Origin of the sequence: Streptomyces sp. NPDC049970, assembly GCF_040660235.1 — a bacterium.
In the GTDB taxonomy this organism is placed as follows: domain Bacteria; phylum Actinomycetota; class Actinomycetes; order Streptomycetales; family Streptomycetaceae; genus Streptomyces.
Map to the genome: position 1 here is coordinate 60,199 of NZ_JBFALP010000010.1, position 18,722 is coordinate 78,920.

The 18,722-nt window shown below is 70.9% G+C and carries 19 protein-coding genes; 9 read left to right on the top strand and 10 right to left on the bottom strand.

The features are described 5' to 3' along the window. Positions 1-10 precede the first annotated feature (10 nt). On the bottom strand, positions 11-1,495 hold the full coding sequence (locus AB0I83_RS19300) for an aldehyde dehydrogenase (protein WP_363305445.1): 1,485 nt from the start codon (positions 1,493-1,495) through the stop codon (positions 11-13). A 290-nt stretch (positions 1,496-1,785) separates the two neighbouring features. Between AB0I83_RS19300 and AB0I83_RS19305 the strand changes: the two genes are divergently transcribed. Beyond that, positions 1,786-3,156 carry an MFS transporter gene (locus AB0I83_RS19305; protein ID WP_363305446.1) on the top strand — a complete coding sequence of 457 codons (1,371 nt, stop codon included), beginning with the start codon at positions 1,786-1,788 and terminating at the stop codon, positions 3,154-3,156. A gap of 141 nt (positions 3,157-3,297) precedes the next feature. Beyond that, on the top strand, positions 3,298-3,837 hold the full coding sequence (locus AB0I83_RS19310; protein ID WP_356536138.1) for a MarR family transcriptional regulator: 540 nt from the start codon (positions 3,298-3,300) through the stop codon (positions 3,835-3,837). 75 nt (positions 3,838-3,912) lie between these two features. Here the strand turns inward: AB0I83_RS19310 and AB0I83_RS19315 are convergent, their stop codons facing one another. Beyond that, complete coding sequence (locus AB0I83_RS19315) at positions 3,913-4,275, bottom strand: DUF4180 domain-containing protein (RefSeq protein WP_356536137.1); 363 nt, start codon at positions 4,273-4,275, stop codon at positions 3,913-3,915. 258 nt (positions 4,276-4,533) lie between these two features. On the opposite strand from AB0I83_RS19315, the gene AB0I83_RS19320 reads away from it, so the two are divergent. The 4 genes from AB0I83_RS19320 (at position 4,534) to AB0I83_RS19335 (ending at position 8,465) form a co-directional block, all read left to right on the top strand. Next, a complete protein-coding gene (locus AB0I83_RS19320; protein WP_356536136.1) occupies positions 4,534-5,979 on the top strand; it encodes a glyceraldehyde-3-phosphate dehydrogenase in 1,446 nt (481 codons plus the stop codon). Positions 5,980-6,104: 125 nt separating this feature from the next. Then, positions 6,105-6,455 carry a VOC family protein gene (locus tag AB0I83_RS19325; RefSeq protein ID WP_356538273.1) on the top strand — a complete coding sequence of 117 codons (351 nt, stop codon included), beginning with the start codon at positions 6,105-6,107 and terminating at the stop codon, positions 6,453-6,455. A 253-nt stretch (positions 6,456-6,708) separates the two neighbouring features. Next, positions 6,709-7,920, top strand: coding sequence for a phospholipase D-like domain-containing protein (locus AB0I83_RS19330; protein ID WP_363305447.1), 1,212 nt, complete (start codon positions 6,709-6,711; stop codon positions 7,918-7,920). Positions 7,921-8,036: 116 nt separating this feature from the next. Continuing rightward, positions 8,037-8,465, top strand: a complete 429-nt coding sequence (locus AB0I83_RS19335; RefSeq protein WP_356537615.1) for a hypothetical protein — start codon at positions 8,037-8,039, stop codon at positions 8,463-8,465. Between the two features lie 74 nt (positions 8,466-8,539). On the opposite strand, the gene AB0I83_RS19340 is transcribed toward AB0I83_RS19335, so the two are convergent. Both AB0I83_RS19340 and AB0I83_RS19345 read right to left on the bottom strand, forming a co-directional pair. Continuing rightward, positions 8,540-9,724, bottom strand: a complete 1,185-nt coding sequence (locus AB0I83_RS19340) for an SGNH/GDSL hydrolase family protein (protein ID WP_363305448.1) — start codon at positions 9,722-9,724, stop codon at positions 8,540-8,542. Between the two features lie 56 nt (positions 9,725-9,780). Further along, positions 9,781-10,353: a WHG domain-containing protein gene (locus AB0I83_RS19345; RefSeq protein WP_363305449.1), complete on the bottom strand. Its 573-nt coding sequence runs from the start codon at positions 10,351-10,353 to the stop codon at positions 9,781-9,783. A 401-nt stretch (positions 10,354-10,754) separates the two neighbouring features. On the opposite strand from AB0I83_RS19345, the gene AB0I83_RS19350 reads away from it, so the two are divergent. Beyond that, positions 10,755-11,570: an SAM-dependent methyltransferase gene (locus AB0I83_RS19350; RefSeq protein ID WP_363305450.1), complete on the top strand. Its 816-nt coding sequence runs from the start codon at positions 10,755-10,757 to the stop codon at positions 11,568-11,570. Positions 11,571-11,635: 65 nt separating this feature from the next. Here the strand turns inward: AB0I83_RS19350 and AB0I83_RS19355 are convergent, their stop codons facing one another. Beyond that, positions 11,636-12,304, bottom strand: a complete 669-nt coding sequence (locus tag AB0I83_RS19355) for a DUF998 domain-containing protein (protein WP_363305451.1) — start codon at positions 12,302-12,304, stop codon at positions 11,636-11,638. A gap of 238 nt (positions 12,305-12,542) precedes the next feature. Between AB0I83_RS19355 and AB0I83_RS19360 the strand changes: the two genes are divergently transcribed. Together AB0I83_RS19360 and AB0I83_RS19365 are read left to right on the top strand one after the other, a co-directional pair. Next, positions 12,543-12,818 (top strand): DUF5133 domain-containing protein, encoded by a 276-nt coding sequence (locus AB0I83_RS19360; RefSeq protein WP_363305452.1) that lies wholly within the window; start codon positions 12,543-12,545, stop codon positions 12,816-12,818. A 112-nt stretch (positions 12,819-12,930) separates the two neighbouring features. After that, a complete protein-coding gene (locus AB0I83_RS19365; RefSeq protein ID WP_363305453.1) occupies positions 12,931-13,566 on the top strand; it encodes a TMEM175 family protein in 636 nt (211 codons plus the stop codon). A gap of 109 nt (positions 13,567-13,675) precedes the next feature. Here the strand turns inward: AB0I83_RS19365 and AB0I83_RS19370 are convergent, their stop codons facing one another. The 5 genes from AB0I83_RS19370 to otnK form a co-directional block, all read right to left on the bottom strand. Then, complete coding sequence (locus AB0I83_RS19370; protein ID WP_356537602.1) at positions 13,676-14,032, bottom strand: hypothetical protein; 357 nt, start codon at positions 14,030-14,032, stop codon at positions 13,676-13,678. Between the two features lie 159 nt (positions 14,033-14,191). Beyond that, a complete protein-coding gene (locus AB0I83_RS19375; RefSeq protein ID WP_363305454.1) occupies positions 14,192-15,910 on the bottom strand; it encodes an acyl-CoA dehydrogenase family protein in 1,719 nt (572 codons plus the stop codon). 46 nt (positions 15,911-15,956) lie between these two features. Continuing rightward, positions 15,957-16,523: a PadR family transcriptional regulator gene (locus tag AB0I83_RS19380; protein WP_356537598.1), complete on the bottom strand. Its 567-nt coding sequence runs from the start codon at positions 16,521-16,523 to the stop codon at positions 15,957-15,959. 99 nt (positions 16,524-16,622) lie between these two features. Next, entirely contained in the window at positions 16,623-17,264 is a 642-nt protein-coding gene (locus AB0I83_RS19385) for a class II aldolase/adducin family protein (RefSeq protein ID WP_363305455.1), read from the bottom strand. Beyond that, positions 17,261-18,544: a 3-oxo-tetronate kinase gene (gene otnK, locus AB0I83_RS19390; protein ID WP_363305456.1), complete on the bottom strand. Its 1,284-nt coding sequence runs from the start codon at positions 18,542-18,544 to the stop codon at positions 17,261-17,263. The genes AB0I83_RS19385 and otnK overlap by 4 nt, the downstream gene beginning before the upstream one ends. Between the last annotated feature and the right edge of the window lie 178 nt (positions 18,545-18,722).

The window sequence follows — 18,722 nt, forward strand, 5'->3', positions numbered from 1 at the left end:
GCGTGCCGGGTCAGTTGGCCCAGGGAAGCGGGTGGTCCGAGGTGCCCCAGTACAGGGACTTCTGGCGCTGGTAGGCGCGGATCGCGTCGCGGCCCTTCTCCGTACCGAGGCCGCTGTCCTTCCATCCGCTGAAGGGGGTGGAGGCGCTGAACTGCTTGTACGTGTTGATCCAGACGGTTCCGGCCTCGATACGGCGTGCGAGTGCCCCGGCGGCCCGCAGGTCCCGGGTCCAGATGCCGCAGGCGAGGCCGTAGGCGGAGTCGTTGGCCTGGCGGACCAGGTCGTCCTCGTCGTCGTAGGGAAGGGCGACCAGCACCGGGCCGAAGATCTCCTCCTGGCAGGTTCGCGAGCTGTTGGCCAGCCCGTCGAGCACGGTGGGCAGGTAGTACGCCCCGCCTTCGTACAGCTCCCCCTCGGGCGCCGCGCCGCCGCACAGCACACGCGCGCCCTCGGAGCGGGCGAGGTCGACGTAGGCGGCGACGGAGTCGCGGTGGCGGTGGTGCACCAGCGGGCCCACCTGGGTGGTGGGATCGGTGCCGGGGCCGACGCGCAGAGCGCGTACGCGCTGGACGAGTTCGCCGACGAACGAGTCGTGGATCTCACGGGCGACGAAGAGCCGTGAGCCGGCGATGCAGGACTGGCCGCTGGACGAGAAGATCCCGAACATCACTCCGGCCAGGGCCTGTTCGACGTCCGCGTCGGCGCGCACGATGGTCGGGGACTTGCCGCCGAGCTCCAGCGAGACGGGAACGAGTCTGCGGGCGGCCGTCTCGGCGATCGACCGGCCCGTCTCCGTGCCGCCGGTGAATCCGATCCGGGCGACGAGCGGGTGCCGCACGATGGCGTCACCGACCACGCTCCCGCTCCCGGGCAGCACCGAGAGCAGGGCCGTGGGCAGGCGGAACTCCTCGAGCGCACGGGTGATCAGCCGGGCGAGCGCCAGGGAGACCAGGGGGGTCCAGGCCGCGGGCTTGAGGATCACCGCGTTCCCCGCGGCGAGCGCGGGGGCGATCTTCTGCGCGTCGCTGGCGACCGGGGAGTTCCAGGGGTTGATCGCGCCGACGACACCGATCGGCTCGTGCACGCCGACGGTGACGTACGGGCCACGGGACGGAGTCACCGAGTCCTCGGCGGTCTCCAGGGCCGCCCCCATGTAGCGGAAGGTGGCCGCCGCGCTGAGCGCGAGCGCCCTGGTCTCGGTGAGCGTCTTGCCGGTGTCGGCGGTCTGCAGCGCGGAGAGCTCGTCGGCGGCCCGCTCGGTGAGTTCGCCTATCCGGTGCAGCAGGCGGGCCCTGTCATGGGCGAGCAGATCGCGCCAGGCGGGGTCCGCCATCGCCTCCGCCGCGGCTTCCGCCGCCTCGGCGACCTGGCCGGCGGATGCGGAGTGGACGGTGGCGAGCACACGTCCGGTCGCCGGATCGGTCGTGTCGACGGGCTCGCCCGCACCACGCCGCCACTGGCCCGCGATCAGGATTTCGGTGGGGAACTGCGGCATGGGGAGACCTCCGGGCGAGACGTGAGAGCGGGTGGACTCCGGGTGCGGACAGGGCCGTCGGGCTACCGCAACCGGACTGCCGAAGTGCTAGAAATCTAAGGGCTTAAGTTTCTCGACACAAGCCCCCGAGCTGAAATCGTTGCCCGAGCGGCCTTGAGCACGGCATCCATGGAGTCGATGATGGTCACCGGGTCGCCGGGAACATGTTTCCTAAGTCCTTAACTATTGACCACTTAGGCACATCCCCCTACTGTCTCGGCAACTCGACTGCCTGCGGAAGGACACCCTCCATGACGACTGTGGCCGGCAAGCCAGCAATCGGTTCCGTAGCCGCGAGACTTGAACGGCTGCCGCACTCGCGCTGGCACGTCAAGGTCCGGTTCCTGATCGGCGCCGTCACCTTCTTCGAGGCCTTCGACCAGTTGCTGGCCGCGTCCGCGCTGCCCGTCCTGACGGAGGAGTGGCACCTGAGCACCGGGCAGGCGACCTTCGCCGTCACCTCCGCGTCCATCGGAATGCTGGTCGGCGCCCTCGCCGCCGGCTGGCTGGGCGACCGCGTCGGGCGGGTACGCACGGTCGCCCTCGGCGTGGTCGTCACCGGGGTCGCGAGCCTCGCCGTGGCCTTCTCCGGCAGCATCGAGACCTTCTCGGTCTTCCGGTTCGCGCAGGGGCTGGGGATCGGTGGCGTCGTGCCGGTCGCGGCCACCTACATCAACGAGATCGCCAGGTCCGACAAGCGCGGCCGGTTCGTCCTGCTCTACGAGATGATCTTCCCGGCAGGGCTCGCGGCGGCCACCCTCCTCGCCGTATGGGTGGTTCCCGCCTTCGGCTGGCGCGCGATGTTCCTCGTCGGGGCACTCCCGGTCGTGATCGGCGCGATGCTGCCCCGTCACGTCGCCGAGTCCCCGCGATGGCTGCTGGCCAGGGGGCGTACGGCCGAGGCCGAAGAGGCGATCACCCGGATCGAGGCCGAGGTCGCCCGCGCGACCTCGGCGGAACTGCCGCCGCCCGCACCCTCCGCGGACGATCCGGAGGAGACGTCGGGGGGACGTCTGGGCGACCTGTTCCGGGGACGCTACCTGCGCCGCACGGCGGTCCTGTCGGGGCTGTGGTTCGTGGCGTACTACGTCAACCACGGCATCTCCACCTGGCTGCCTTCGCTCTACACGAGGGAGTTCGGCCTGGATCTCACCACGGCGCTCGTCTACACCCTGCTCAGCAACGTCACCGGCCTGCTGGGCACTTTCGTCGTGGCCATGCTCATCGACCGCATCGGCCGCAGGCCCGCACTGGTCGGGGCGTTCGTCGGGACCGTGCTCTCACTCGCCGTGCTCGCACTCGCGGGGGCGACGTCGGGCGGCCAGGTCGCGCTCTTCGCCTCGTGCACCACCTTCTTCCTCTACGCGATCAACGCGGGGCTCTACCTCTACTCCCCCGAGCTGTACCCGACGCGCAACCGGGCCAAGGGCGCGGCCTTCGGCGGCCTGTGGAACCGCTTCGGCGTCATCCTCGGCCCGGTCGCCGTGGGTGCGGTCATCGGCGCGGGCGGCAGCCTGGCCCTGGTCTTCGCGCAACTCGCGGTGGTCGGCGCGGTGGGTGCGGTGATCGCGTGGTTCGCCGTGGAGACCAAGGGGCGGACGCTGGAGGAACTCAACGCGTGAGCGGGCCCGTTCGGGACCGGCGGACCGGGGTGGTGAAGCTCGCCGGTCCCGTGGGCCGATCCTCGCATCGCCTCAGCGGTAAGATTCTCAGTGCCGTGAGAAGCCGGGGGGACGCCGGCCGGAGCCGTACAAGGGGATGAGATGGCAGCATCGAGGCCAGGGGACCAGGACGCCGTGGCGAAGGTCGTCGAGGACTGGGCCCGTGAACGGCCCGAGCTGGACACGAGCCCGCTCGAGGTCCTCGCCCGCCTCCACCGCTCCTTCCTGCGCTACAGCGCGGGGCTCACCGAATCCATCGAGCGGCACGGCCTGTCCGTGGCGGGCTTCGACGTACTGACCGCGCTGCGCAGGTCGGGCGAGCCCTACCGGCTGACCGCCGGGCAGCTCGCCGACTCCGGGCTGGTGTCGTCGGCGGGGGTCACCCTCCGGATCGACCGGCTGGAGAAGGACGGCCTCATCGTCCGTGAACGGGACGGCCAGGACCGCAGGGTCGTCTACTCCCGGCTGACGGAGAAGGGACTCGCCACGGTGGACACCGCGTTCGCCGAGCACCTGGACAACGAGAACCGGATGCTCACGGGGCTGTCCCCCTCGGAGCGCCGGCAGCTCGCGCGACTGCTCCGCAAGCTGGAGATCTCGATCCTCGACGCCGACGAGACGCGGGCCGACACCGCGCGGTAGTCCGCCCGACCCGGTGATCGCCCCGCCAAGGGCGACCCGGCCCCTCCCGGCGCCGGCTCGCCCCCGGTCGGACCGTCAGCCCTTCAGGCGCTCGCCGAACTCGTCGGCGTCGGCGACGAACCACGTCTGGCGCCCCCGGTTGCACTCACGCACGAAGTCCCGGAGGGCGGAACTGTCCGCCGTGTGGCGCGAGACGTCACCCATCACCGCGAGCCCGAGCCGGTAGTTCGCGAACTTCTGGACGATGTCGCCGGCGACTCGGGTCTCCAGCCGGAAGAAGCTCTCGTCGAGGCGTCCGACGGGAACGACCACCCACCGGGCGCCCTGGTAGCCCGCGTCACCGATCAGATCCAGGGCCTCGCTCTCACCACGGACGGTCTCGCCCTCGGGAGGGCACATCAGGACGGGCACGTCGTGGACGGTCTGCAGGGTGCTCATGGGTAAGCAGACTATGCGACGGGGCGGACAGGCCGCCCGGAGTTGGGCGCGGCCGACCGCACGGGTGCGCACCCGGCCTCGCGGCGGCTCCCCCGGAACGGCGCGCGCCCCCGGCCTCGCGTCATCGGATCACCGCAGGCAGATTGCCGTCCGGCTACCGCCCGCGGGCCCGGCCGGGCCCGCGGGCGACACCGCCGGGGCGAAGCGAATTCGGGTGCGGTTAACATATGAGCACCGCCTAGCTCGAAAGATGGACTTGTGACTGCCACCGAGGACTCGTTCACCAATTGGAAGACCCGTGAGGAGATCGCGGAGTCGATGATCCCGATCATCGGGAAGCTGCACCGGGAGCGGGACGTCACGATCCTGCTCCACAGCCGCTCCCTGGTGAACAAGTCGGTGGTCAGCATCCTCAAGACCCACCGGTTCGCCCGTCAGATAGCCGGCGAGGAGCTCTCGGTCACCGAGACGCTGCCCTTCGTGCGCGCGCTGAGCGCCCTTGACCTCGGCCCGTCCCAGATCGACATCGGCATGCTCGCCGCGACCTACCGGAGCGACGACCACGGCCTGTCGGTGGAGGACTTCACGGCCGAGGCGGTGGCAGGCGCCACGGGCGCGAACAAGACCGAACGCCGCGAGGCGCGCGACGTCGTCCTCTACGGCTTCGGCCGCATCGGCCGCCTGCTGACCCGCCTGCTGATCGAGAAGACCGGCTCCGGCAACGGCCTGCGGCTGCGCGCCATCGTCGTACGCCGGGGCGCCGGGCAGGACATCGTCAAGCGGGCCTCGCTGCTGCGCCGCGACTCCATCCACGGCCAGTTCCAGGGCACGATCACCGTCGACGAGGCGAACAGCAGGATCATCGCCAACGGCAACGAGATCCAGGTGATCTACTCCGACGACCCGACGGCGGTCGACTACACGGCGCACGGCATCAAGGACGCCATCCTCATCGACAACACCGGTCGCTGGCGCGACCGCGAGGGCCTGTCCAAGCACCTGCGTCCCGGCATCTCGAAGGTCGTCCTGACCGCGCCGGGCAAGGGCGACGTGCTCAACATCGTCCACGGTGTGAACCACGACATGATCAAGCCGGACGACCAGATCATCTCCTGTGCCTCCTGCACCACCAACGCGATCGTCCCGCCGCTGAAGGCGATGGCGGACGAGTACGGCGTACTCCGCGGCCACGTGGAGACCGTCCACTCGTTCACCAACGACCAGAACCTGCTGGACAACTACCACGACTCCGACCGCCGCGGCCGCTCCGCGCCGCTCAACATGGTCATCACCGAGACCGGTGCCGCCTCAGCCGTCACCAAGGCGCTGCCCGACCTCCAGGCGAAGATCACGGGCAGTTCGATCCGTGTCCCGGTGCCGGACGTCTCGATCGCCATCCTCAACCTGCAGCTCGCGCGCGGCACCACCCGCGAGGAGGTCCTCGACTACCTCCGCAACGTGTCGCTGACCTCGCCGCTCAGGCGCCAGATCGACTTCATCACGGCTCCGGACGCGGTCTCCAGCGACTTCATCGGTTCGCGCCACGCCTCGATCGTCGACGCGGGTGCCACGAAGGTCGACGGCGACAACGCGATCCTCTACCTCTGGTACGACAACGAGTTCGGCTACTCCTCCCAGGTCATCCGGGTCGTCCAGCACGTCACCGGCGTGGAGTACCCGACCTACCCGGCCCCGGCGGTCTGATCCCCCGGCCGACGGCTCCCGGTGTGCGCCGGGAGCCGTCGGCCGTACGTGTTCCCGCGGACTGTCGGTACCTCGGGCGAGAATGGCAGGCACGTCCGCTCCCGCACGCCGAACAGGAGGCGCTCATGTCCGTCCGCCGAGTGATGCCCGACATCCGGTCGGAGGCCGCTCTGGAGGAGAGCCGGGACTTCTACGGCCTCCTGGGCTTCGAGGAGGTCATGAACCTCGGCTGGGTGATGACGCTCGCCTCCCCCTCCAACCCCACGGCGCAGATCACCTTCATGAACCGGGACAGGACCGCGCCGGTGGTGCCCGACATGAGCGTCGAGGTGGACGACGTGGATGCGGCGTACGCGGCGATGGTGGCGGGTGGCGCGGAGGTGGTGCACCCCTTGCGGGACGAGGAGTGGGGCGTACGCAGGTTCTTCGTCCGCGACCCCAACGGCCGGGTGGTCAACGTGCTGAGCCACCGCTGACCGGTCTCCGGTCCCCGCCCCGCTCGCCGCGGTTCTCGCCACGGGCGCTCGGGAGTGACGAGGTACACGCCCGACGTGCGGCATGGTCGGCCGCGCTCGGGACAGTAGCCGGGCTGGGCCCCGGCCGGACGTGACCGGCGTCCGGCGGATGAACCACCGGCCTTCGAGGGCGGCTCCTCGGTCGGCTCCTGGGCACGAGAAGTCCGGGAGTACAGTCGCCCCTGCCCAGCATCCCGTTCGACCCAGGTGAGAGATGACCAGCCACATAGACGAGAAGTCCACCCCGTCAAGATCCGACGACCAGCTCCACACGGAGCGTGCGCAACGGCTCCGGCGGCGGCTGGAACGCCTGATCGGGATCGCGGCGACCGAGGGCAACGAGGTCGTCCCGCTGCGCAACGGTGACCAGATCTTCGCCGCGATGCTGGGTGCCATCCGTGGCGCCGAGCACACCGTGGACATGATGACCTTCGTGTACTGGCGCGGTGACGTGGCCCGGGACTTCGCGGAGGCGCTGTCGGAGCGGGCGCGCGCCGGGGTGCGGGTGCGGCTGCTGCTCGACGGGTTCGGGAGCCGGCTGATCGAGAAGGACCAACTGGCGATGATGAGCGAGGCCGGGGTGGAGGTGGCCTGGTTCCGCAAGCCGCTCTACCTCTCGCCCCTCAAGCAGAACCACCGCTGCCACCGCAAGGTCCTCATCACCGACGAGCTGACGGCGTTCACGGGCGGGGTGGGGATCGCCGAGGAGTGGTGCGGCGACGCCCGCAACGAGCGTGAGTGGCGCGACACCCATGTGCGGGTGCGGGGACCGGCGGTGGACGGTCTGGCCGCCGCGTTCGCCCAGAACTGGGCCGAGTGCCACGACGAGCTCTTCACCGACCAGGACAGGTTCGTCGAGGCCGAGCACCGTGGCGACGCCGTCGTGCAGGTGGTGCGGGGTTCGGCCAGTTTCGGCTGGCAGGACATGCAGACCCTGCTCCGGGTGGTCCTGGAGTCCGCCGAGGAGCGGGTGCGTCTGACGACGGCGTACTTCGCGCCGGACACGTACTTCATCGAGCTGCTCTGTGCCACCGCCCGGCGGGGTGTGACCGTGGAGATAGTGCTGCCGGGGCCGCACACCGACAAGCGGGTGTGCCAGCTGGCCGGACAGCACCACTACGAGGCCCTCACCGCCTGCGGCGTGAAGATCTACCAGTACCAGCCGACGATGATGCACACCAAGGTCCTGACGGTGGACCGTGTCGCCTCGCTGATCGGCTCGACGAACTTCAACCGCCGCTCCCTCGACCACGACGAGGAAGTGATGCTCACCGTGCTGGATCCGGCCTTCACCGCGTCCTTGGACGAACACTTCGACGAGGACGTGCAGCGGAGCGTGCTCATCGAGGGGGGCCGGTGGAAGCGCCGACCCGTGACGCAGCGGATGCGCGAGGCGGCCGTCCTGCCGATCCGCCGCTGGCTGTGACGTACGGGGGGCGCTCGCGCCTCGTCCCCGGCCACCGGCTCCTCGGGGTGTGGCGGTCCATGCCGGGGGCATACGGGCATTCACCTGCTGTTTGTCAGGTGAAAGGGAGTGGGACCATGATCGAGTCCGTCGAAGCCCAGCCGGGCGCGTCCGCAGTGATGACGGAGCCCGTGCCGGACCTTCAGTTGCAGTTGCTCATCCAGCTGCTGGACAGGGAGATGCGCTCCAGCCTTCCCATCACCCTCACGCTGACGGGTGGTGTCCTGCACGGTGACGTGATCGGGCACGAGGCGTGGAAGGCGGACTGGGCCCGAAGCCTGCGCCAGGTCGAGGGCGAGGGCGCGAACCTCATCGCGGAGTTCCCGGAGACGGTCGACCAGGGGATCCGGGAGCTGGGAGGCGACGACGGCTCGACGCAGCTGCCGCGCTGGATTCATCTGAGGGACGCCACGCTGGTCTTCGGCGGCACGGGTTCCCTGCGGCTCCCTCTGTGGCGCGGCCGGCTGGCCGACGTGTCGGGCTGGGCCCTGGGACGCCCGCAGTGACGGGAAGCGCGTAGGGAACCCGGGAGCCTCACGCGAGGAGCGTCGGACCGGCCCCGCCTCGTGGGGAGCCGGTGTCAGAGCCCGGCGACCGCGAGCGGGCCGTCGGCGGGGAAGGCCAGCCCGGCGAAGCGTTCGCCGATACGCAGATGGGTGGCCGCGTCGGGGTGGAGCTGGTCGGGCAGCGGCAGCTCGGCGGAGTCCGCCTCGCCGTAGAGCTCGCGGCCGTCGAGGTAGTACAGGTGCGCGTCGTCCGCCGCCCGCTGCTTGACGATGCGGGCCAGTTCGTCCCTGATGACGTTCAGGGTGAGCTTCCCGCCCGCGACGTCCGCGCGGTCGCCCGCCGCACGGAAGCTGAGCCTGCCCTCTGCCAGCGCGCCGAGGTCGGCGGCGCTCGGTCCTGGGGTGTCCTCGTGGATGGGGCACAGGATGGGTGAGACGAGCAGCAGCGGTGTGGTCGGGTGGCCCTCACGGATGGTGTCCAGGAAGCCGTGGACGGCCGGGGTGAAGGCGCGCAGGCGCATCAGGTCGGTGTTGACCAGGTTGACGCCCATCTTGACGCTGATCAGGTCCGCGGTCGTGTCACGCAGTGCACGGGCGGTGAAGGGGTCGAGCAGGGCACTGCCCGCGTATCCCAGGTTGATCAGCTCGACACCGCCGAGCGTGGCGGCGTGCGCGGGCCAGGTGGTGGTGGGGCTCGCGGCGTCGGACCCCTGACTGATCGAACTGCCGTGGTGGAGCCAGACCTTGCGGCCCCGGTGCGGCATCGGCTCGACGGGGGCGTCGGCGCGCAGGGCGACCAGTTCGGTGGTCTCGTTGTGCGGCAGCCAGATCTCGACGTCCTTCAGGCCGGGGGCCAGTCCGGCGAACCGTGCGGTGCCGGTCGGCCCCGGAGTGAGCCCGGCCGAGCCCGTGCGCATGTCGATGGTCAGGACGTTCCCGCCGTCCACGGTCGTGCCGCCTGCGTGCCGGCCGTCGACGAGCAGTTCGTAGACACCGTCCGGGCGCGGGGGGGCACCGACGTACAGCCGCTTGGTGGGCAGGACCTCCAGCTCCAGGACGGTGGCTCCCGTGCGGAGGGCGAGCCGCACACCGGAGGGCTGGGCCTCCGCCATCGCGAGCTGGCCGTCGGTGTTCTGGGCGCGGGCACGGGCGGGGAGCCGGTGCGGCAGCAGACCGCGCTCGGTGCGCTCCAGTTCGAGGGCGCCGCGCAGGAACTCCTCGGTGAGGGGGGTGGTGGTCAGCTTCGGGTGGGTGCTCATTCTCCGCCGCCTGTCTTTCCGTACATGGCTGATCAGTTGGGGTGGGGCCCGCCGTGTCAGGCTGGGTCGGGCCAGTTCCGCAGCAGGGCGTCGAGGGCGTCCAGGACACGTGACCAGGTTTCCTGGGTGCCGGGAGAGCTGTGGCTGAAGCTTCCCCCGCCCTCCAGGCTGATGTAGCCGTGGAAGACGCTGCCCAGCAGCCGGACCGCGTGCGTCTGGTCCGGCTCGGTGAGGTCGTAGCCGCGCAGGATCGCCCGTGTCATCTGGGCGTGCCTGCCGCCGGCGCTGGCGGCCGCGGCCTCGGGATCCAGCCGGAGCTGCGCCGCGGCGTAGCGGCCCGGGTGTTCCCTGGCGTAGTCGCGGTAGGCGTTCGCGAACGCCTCCAGGGCGTCCTTGCCCGCCCGCCCCGCCAGTGCCGCGGCGACCCGGTCGGCGAGTTCAGCCAGGGCCAGCAGGGCGATCCTGGTCTTGAGGTCCTGGGAGTTCTTCAGGTGCGAGTACAGACTCGCGTCCTTCACCCCGAACCGCCGGGCCAGTGCCGCGACGGTGACCTTGTCGAAGCCGACCTCGTCGGCCAGTTCGGCTCCGGCCTGTGTGAGTCGTTCCGGGGTCAGTCCTGCTCGCACCATGGGCACCATCCTCTTCGACAGACTTAATTATGCACTTACCTAGGACCATTAGGCAAATGGCTAGGCGGCAAGAGTGGGCGCCGAAGCCGGCACCGGAGTGATCCGCACCCCTGGAGCACGCCTGGAGCACCCCTGCCGGAGCCGCGGCACGCTCCTGCCCGGCCGCACTGGCCGGCCCCCGTTGCATCCACTTCACGCGGGAGCTCGCCGCGTGTGTCCGGGCAGCCGACGAACTCGCGGGCCGAGGCGGTCCAGGGAGCCGAGGGAGCCGAGGGAGTATCGGATCCGACGGAGTATTGGAGGCGACCATCGAGTTGCTATCTCCTCGACATCTTCGACACAAAAAAACCCTATTCTGGTCGCAATCTGATCATCCGCTGTTGCGTACCCAGGAGTTCACGATGTCCCGACCGGAGAACGATGCCACCGCCACACGCATCGACACCAGCAGACCGCATCCCGCCCGGATGTACGACTGGTTCCTCGGAGGCAAGGACAACTACCCGGTGGACGAGGCGATGGCGCGCCAGATGCTGGCCGTCGAGCCCGGGGTGCCGGTCATGGCCAAGGTCAACCGGGCCTTCATGCACCGTGCCACCCGCTGGCTGACCAGCCAGGGAATCCGGCAGTTCCTCGACATCGGCACGGGGATCCCGACCGAGCCCAACCTCCACCAGGTCGCCCAGCGGTCGGCGCCGTCCGCCCGCGTCGTCTACTGCGACAACGACCCGATCGTGCTGGCGCACGCCGAGGCGCTGCTGAAGGGCACCGAGGAAGGCGCCATCGACTACGTGCAGGCCGACGCGCGCGACGTGGACTCCATACTCGAACGCGCCGGGAAGACACTGGACTTCGGTCGGCCGGTCGCACTGTCGCTGATCTCGTTGCTGCACTTCGTGAGCGACGAGGACGGCGCCTACGAGCTGGTGGAGCGGCTGACCGACGTGCTCGCGCCGGGCAGCCATCTGGTGGTCTCGCACCTCACCGCCGACTTCCACCCGGCGGAGGCCCGCAAGGTCGACGAGATGTACAGGGCCAACACACTCACGCTGGCGCCCCGGAGCCGGGAGCAGTTCGGCCGGTTCTTCGACGGCCTCGACATCGTCGCGCCCGGCATCGTGGCCGCGGAGGCCTGGCACCCGGAGCTCGGGGATCCGGTTCCCGGCCAGGACGACGTCATCAGCGCCGGCTACGTGGCGGTCGGCCACAAGCCGTAGCGGTCGGCCCGGGACCGCGGCCGGCAGGGAGCGGCACCGGCCTTCGTCCGACGGAGCCCGGCGGGTCAGGCCCGGTTCCCGTCGGCTCCCGCCCACCGCGCGCAGGACACGACCACGACGAGTGGCCAGAACGACTGGGCGAACGTGATGACGCGCTCGGCCGCCCCGGCGGTGTCGAGCACGAACAGAGCGAACAGGAACCACGCCCCTCCGAGCCACATCAGCGCGGACGCCCCGGCGGACGGTCCGGGCCGCAGCCCCCACGGCGCGGTGCCGCACGGGTGCGGGGCCGCTCGACGCGGTGGCGCACCTTCTCGCGCCGGCTCGCGACCCGGGGCGGGTGTCCCGCGCCGTACGGCCAGGACCGGCCACACCGCGAGCAGCGAGAACGCCACGGCCACCACGACACCGTGTGCGAACGAGCCACCGCTCCTCGGCGCCGGGAAGAACGCCAGCAGCATCGCCGAGATCCCCCCGCCCGCCAGGGCCAGCCGACCGGATGTCGCGGCATGGCGCAGACCGTACGCGGTGACCAGGTGGCAGGCTCCCAGGGAGAGCAGTGCCGACGTCATCACCCAGTACCCGTCGGCCCCGTCGGCGGCGAGGGCGCTGATCGTCCCCGAGGCAGGGTCGTAGCCGGGGCCCTGGAGCTCGGCGGACACGGACCAGCCGCCGACGAGCAGGAGCGGCGCGCACACCGAGGAGAACAGGACCCACCAGGGGACAGATCGCATCGGAGAAAGGTAGAACGCCCGGACCCGTAACTCCCGGCGTACACGCAGGCGGGAGGGGTGTCGGCCGGACGGACCTCGCCACGGGGGCACCGGGCGCTCCGCCTCCTCCCGTGCCCCTTGCAACAAGTCCGCACCGTGGGGACGTACTTCGCCGTCGAGGGGGTAGGCGCGTGATGCCGGCCCACTCGACGACGCGTGTCCGGTACCGGACCTGGATCCACCAGAGGAGACACCTGCTGTGCTGACACCCAGTCCCCAGGACCTGCGAGTAGCCCTCGCCCGTTACGCCGACGCCCGCATCGAGGACGCTCGCCGTTCCACCGGCGCCACCGCGCAGGCCGTCGAGGACGCCACCTACACCCTCTGCGTGATGACCGGCACCAGGGACGTTCCGCAGGCCCTCCACATCGCCGACTCCATGCTCGGCATGCGGACGACGATTTCCCCCGTGGCTCCCCCCACGGGTCTCCCGCACCGCGACAGCGAGCAGGGCGACACCCTCCAGGCCGCCTGAGGGGTCACCCGCACGCGGGCCGGCAGCAGGGCACCGGGGCCGACCGGCCCCGGCTTGCCCGCCGTCGGCCCAATCCCGGCCCCCGTGGCTCCGGCCCGGAGACGCTGGACGGGTGGAAGACACCCGGCCGGGAACCGGCGAGGAGAAGAGCGCGGAGCGCCTGACCGCCCTGTCCGACGGCATCTTCGCCATCGCCATGACCCTGCTGGTGCTCGACGTCCGTGTACCCCCGGGGCTGAACGCGAGCGGCTTCAGGGACGCCGTCGGCGACGTGCTTCCGGATCTCGGTGCCTACGCGCTGAGCTTCTGGATCCTGGCCGCCTTCTGGCAGGACCACCGCCGGATCGTGCGACTCGTTCCACGGCTCCAGGGAGTGTCGCTCCGGCTCGCCCTCGTCTGGCTCGGGGCCATCGCCCTGATCCCCTTCCCCACCGCCCTGCTCTCCGAGTACGCGTCCGAGCCACTGGCCGTGGCCGTCTACGCGGGCGCCGTCTGTGCCACGAACCTGCTGGAACTCGCGGTGCTCAGGACGGGGATGAAGGGGTCGGGCCCCTGCGATGCGGCGACCGAGGACACGGCCGGATCGGTGGCCGCCGATCTGCTGTGTACGGCTCTGGTCTTCGGTGCCGGCCCCCCTCTCGCCTACGCCGTCTCTCCCGCCGCGGCCATGTGGTCGTGGCTGGCGCTCGTACCGGTGAAGATCGCGCTAGGGCGCAGGGGCCGACGCCGCGCCCGGCCGGCCGTCTGACGCGCGTCCGCCCGCTGGCCGCACGAACCCCGGCACGGCCGGACCGGGGTATGACGGAGGACGGCGCCGTCCGGCGCCGTCCTCCGTCGCGCTTCCCGCAGGGCCGCCCTCAGTCCTGGGCGACGGCCAGGGACGCGTAGTAGGCCTCCAGCTGCCGCAGGTAGAGGACATCGCCGGTGTCCTGATCGCGCTCGAAGCGCGGGGCGTCCATGATCTGGTCCTTGGTGCACCGGACCTTGACCACCCGTTCGGAGTCGTCGACGGCGGCGATCATGCCCGCCGGGACGACGACGCTCCTGCCGAACTTCCAGACCCCGGCATCGATCACCAGGTGGTCGTAGCCCGGGACGGGCGAGAGCCTGACGACGGTGCCGACGCTCCCGTCCTGCGCCTCAACGCCGTACTCGACCAGGTCGTCGCCCAGGGAGCGGTTCAGCTGTGCCGGGCAGGCCCAGACGGTGTCCATTTTCGCCTCCTCCTGGCAGCCGACCTCTCCGGCCGCCGGACCTTCCATATGCCCCGGCGGGCGCAGCCGATGCACCTGGGAGGCGAGCACTGTGGACCAGTCGGCCGTGGATCTCGGAGAACTGCGGACGGACCGCCGGCCGGGCCCGTCCGGTCTCCGCTACGGCGCCATCTCGTACGACCCCGCCAGCGCCTCGACGCGTTCCCAGATCCGCGCCGAGCGGGCGTCGTCGACGACGGGACGCCTCACCGCGGCGATGGCCCAGTCCTGCTGGGCCACGGTGGCCGAGCCCTTGCCGTGCAGTTCGACGGCGTTCGCGGAGAAGTCGCGGACGAGGACGGAGAACAGCTCGTCGAGCACATCGGTGTCCAGGCCGGTCAGGCGGGCCTGCTCGAGGATCAGCTGCCCGTGGACGACCAAGGCGAAGAGCTGCCCGACGGAGAGCAGGAAGTCGAGGTCGCGGCTCTGCTCCTCGTCGGGTGCGGTGTCGGACACGAAGTCGCACAGGGCGTCCGCCTGCTCACGGAAGCGGGCGACGTTGGGCACCTCGGCGTACGCGTCGAAGGCGGGGCGCCAGTCGTGGAAACGCACGGAGCCCAGGCCGCGCGCCGGACCCTGCCGGAAGAGGAACGCGTCGTCCGCGGCGTCCCGGCGGGTCGCGACGGGCTCGTAAGCCACCGGATCCAGCAGGTGGTTGCGCATGAACTTCAGGATGAGCGCGAGGTTGACGTGGACCGTGCCCTCCAGCTTGGGCAGGCCCCGGATCTCCACGGCCGCCTGGGCGAAGTAGGTGTCCTTCTCGAAGCCCTTGGCGGCGACGACGTCCCACATCAGGTCGATGACACGCTCGCCCTCGGTGGTCACCTTCATCTTGGTCATCGGGTTGAAGAGCAGGTACCTGCGGTCGTCCGGACCCGCCGAGCGGAAGTAGTCGACGGCGCGGTCACTGAACAGCTTCATGCCGACGAGGCGCACGTAGGCGTCGGCCAGCTCGCGGCGGACGTGCGGGAAGGCGGTCACGGGGCGGCCGTAGAGGATGCGCGTGTGCGCGTGGGTGACGGCCTCGTACATCGCGTGCTCGCAGATGCCGATCGACGCCGTGCAGAGGTTGAACTTGCCCACGTTCACGGTGTTGAGGGCAGCGTCGAAAGCGGCACGTCCCGTGTGCAGCACGTCGTCGGCGCCGACCGGGTAGGCGTCGAGGCGGAACTCGCTGACGTACTTGGAGGAGTCGACGACGTTCTTCACCAGGTGGTAGGAGGGGTGGCGGCTGTCGGCGGCGAAGAAGACGTAGCCGTCCGGACCCTCGACGTCGGTGCGGCGGCCGAAGACGGAGACGAGTCCGGCCGCGTTGCCGTTGCCTATGTAGTACTTGGAACCGGTGGCGAGGAAGCCGCCGTCACCGTCCGGTTCCAGGAGCATGTCGGTGGAGTAGATGTCGGCACCGTGCGCCTTCTCCGACAGGCCGAACGCGAACACCTCGCCCTGCGAGAGAAGTTCCGCGGCACGGCTCCGGGCGGCGGCGTTGCCGCTCTGCCAGACCGGGCCCAGGCCGAGGATGGTCACCTGCCAGGCGTACCAGTAGTCGAGCCCGTAGAACCCGAAGATCTCGTTGAGCGCGGCGATCCGGGCGGTGTCCCAGCGCTGGTCCTCCCGGGCCGCGGCGGACGCGGGGGTGAGGAAGGTGGCGAACAGGCCCTCCTTCGCCGCGAACGCGAGGAAGTCACCCAGCCAGCCACGTGACCGGTAGTCCTCGATCAGCCGGCGCTTGCCGCGGTCCTCGAACCAGTCGACGGTGGCGCGCAGCAGCCTGCGGGTCTCGGGGTCGAAGTGCGCCGGGTCGTAGGTACGCGGATTGAACAGCAGCGGGTCGGCCATGGTGATACGCCTTCCGAGAGGTCGGGGGGTGGGGTGGGCAGGTGCTTCAGGGACGCGGCGGGGTGCCGTCGAGACGGTGGAGGGTGGCGAGCACGTCGTCGAGCCAGGCGACGGTCATGCGCTCGTACGCGATGCCGCCGCGCAGCACGACGTGTTGGAGCTCCCGGCCCGCGTCGAGCGGTACGGGGGCGTCGGGACCGGTGAAGTCGCGCAGCTCACCGGCGAGGTAGTGGGCGAGCCGGTCGTTGTGCACCCTGTGGTGCCGTTCGACCTCGTGGAGCAGTGCGGCCGGGTCGTCGAAGGCCGCGCCGCGGATCTTCACGGCGAGGTCGTGGCGGAGGCTCTCGGGTTCGATCGGTTCGTGCAGCCACTCGGAGAGGACCGTGCGGCCGGGAGCGGCGACGGAGTACTCGCGCTTGTCCGGGCGGCGCTCCTGCGGGACGTCGCGGACGTCGAGCAGGCCGTCGCTCTCCATGCGCTTGAGGACGCGGTAGATCTGCTGGTGCGTGGCGGTCCAGAAGTAGCCGATGGACCGCTCGAACCTCCGGGCCAGTTCGTAGCCGGAGCCCGGCTGCTCCAGGAGGGAGACGAGGATCGCGTGGTCGAGCGCCATACCCCGATCGTTCTATGCAACTTGTTGCATAGCAAGAAGGAGCGGCCCGGTGAGACACGCCTCACTCGGCGCACTCACCCGGCCCCAGGTGACGGGACCTCAGCGCTCTCCCCACGGCGAGTCGTACTTCCGCGCGAGCACACCCGCCTCGTCCGAGGTCAGCAGGCGCGGCGACCGCTGCCCCAGGGCGAGGAGCAGGGCGGACACCTCCTCCAGTTCCACCGCCGCGTCGACGGCGCGGGCCATCGTGGAGCCGGCGAGGACCGGCCCGTGGTTCTGCAGGAGTACGGCGCGGAGAGGGAAGGGCAGTTGTTCGAGGGCATCGGCCTGGGCCGCGTCGCCGGGCGGCGCGTAGGGGACGAGCGGGGTCTGGCCGACCCGCATCACGAAGTACGGGGTGAGCGGGGGTATGGCGCTGCGCGGCGACCACGGGGGGAGGCAGGAGACGGCCGTGGCGTGCCTGGCGTGCAGGTGGACCACGGCGCGGGTGGTGGTGTCCCGCCGGTAGAAGGCACTGTGCAGGGGGAACTCCTTCGACGGGCTCGGCCCGTCGAGGTGGGTGCCCGCGAGGTCGAGCACGCTGAGCCGGCGGGGGTCGATCGCGGCGAGGTCGGCCCCGGTGGGGGTGATCAGCACGCGGTCGTCGATCCGGACGCTGAGGTTGCCCGACGAGCCGGGACTGAGCCCGAGCGCCGCCAGCCGGGCCCCCGCGGCGGCGAGGTGGGTGCGGGGGTCGTTCATACGAGCGCGCTCCAGGCTTCCGTGAAGACGGCCGTGTCGCCGAAGTTCCCCGACTTCAGGGCGAGGTCCACGCTGTTGTCCCGGCCGTGCGCCCGCCCTTCCGCGCGCGCCCAGGTGACACCCGGGGCGATGGGGGCACCGATGGACAGGGTGCGGACGCCCAGGGCGGTGACGACGGCGCCGGAGGTCTCTCCGCCGGCCACGAGCAGCCGGCGGGCACCGGCCGCGACGAGGGCTGAGGCGCAGGTGGCGAGGGCTCGTTCGACCAGTTCGGAGGCGGCCGGCCCGCCCTGCGGGGCCACCTGCTCGAGGTCGCCGAGGTCGTCCACGGCGTAGATCAGTGGTGGCTTCCCCGCGTCGTCGGCCCAGGCGTGGCGCGCGAAGTCGACGAGTCCCGCCACCGTGCCGGTGAAGTCGGCGCGCAGGGCGGCCAGGTCGAGCTTGCGGTGCGGCAGTCGGGAGCGGGCGTGGGCCACCTGCGCACGGGTCGCGGACGACGCGCTGCCGGAGAGGATCAGGCCGGGCTCGCCGGGGCCGGATGCGGGGGTCGCGCGCGCGGCTTCGGCGTGCGGACCGGTGAGCCCGAGGGCCAGACCCGCCGCACCGGTGACGAGGGGGAGGTGGTCGGTGGCGGCGCAGACGGTCACCAGGTCCTCGTCGCTCACGGCATCCACGACGACGAGGGCGTCGGAGAGGCCGGGGGCGTCGAGCGCGGCACGCAGGACGTCGCTGCCCGCCCGGACGGTGTCGAGTCCGATCAGCCGGACCGGGTGGCCGGTCTGCGGAGCGAGCAGCCGGCCCAGGTGGGAGTCGCGCATCGGCGTGAGCGGGTGGTGCCGCATGGGACTCTCGTCGAGGAGGTCGTCGTGGACGAACAGACGGCCCTTGTAGACGGTGCGCCCGGTGGCGGGGAACGACGGGACCACGACCGTGCGGCGCGTGCCCAGCTCCGCGAGCAGCGCGTCGGCCACCGGACCGATGTTGCCGCGCGGGGTGGAGTCGAAGGTGGAGCAGTACTTGAGGTAGAAGCGCTCGCAGCCCGCGCCGCGCAGGGCGCGCAGGGCTGCGAGCGACGCGCCGACGGCCTCCTCCACGGGCGCGGTGCGTGACTTCAGGGCGACGACCACCGCGTCCGCGTCCCGCACCGCCGCGCCGCCCGGGCCCTCGGCGAGGGCGTCCGCGCCGACGGCCACCACGGTCCGGTACCCCCGGGCGACGAGCATGGTGGCGAGATCTGTTGCTCCGGTGAAGTCGTCGGCGATGGCCCCGAGGGTCGGCATCGGACCTCCTTGGGTCGGCGGTGGTGCCAGGTGGTGTTCCCCGGCAGTCGATGTGTGAAAAAATGTTAACAGACTTTACGCATACGGGATTCACTGATACTTCTTGTTAACACGCTTCCGTGGGTGCTCGCGCTGACTGCCGCGACCGCGCCGGCCGGAGCCGTTGAACCGAGCCTTG